Source organism: Lacticaseibacillus manihotivorans DSM 13343 = JCM 12514 (assembly GCF_001435035.1).
Lineage (GTDB): Bacteria > Bacillota > Bacilli > Lactobacillales > Lactobacillaceae > Lacticaseibacillus > Lacticaseibacillus manihotivorans.
Window position 1 is genome coordinate 26,318 of the sequence record NZ_AZEU01000253.1, and the last position, 361, is coordinate 26,678.

Consider the following 361-nt stretch of genomic DNA (forward strand, 5'->3'; position numbering starts at 1 on the left):
GTCACTTCCACTACGTTAGACCACTGACGCCCGATGGCTACGAAACGTACGATGTCGACGTTTAAATAATCGTAAGTACAGCAATACGAGTGCACGCAAGCGTGTTGAATCTGTAAGTTAGTAATACCAACTCAGAAAATATGTGAGCGGAAGCGGCTTGGCAGAACGGAGGAAAATTGGACAATTGCCTGTGGGAGTGAAATCAAGTGAGACGCCGTTTTTTGGCGACTCGCGCGGATTTCACCGGCAAAAATAAAGACAAGCGGGCTTCTTGGCTTGATTTTTAGTCGAAAGCGCATCAGCGGTTGGGCGTGCGGACAAAAACCTGGACTTCGGGTATGATGTCATTATGTATTCAAAA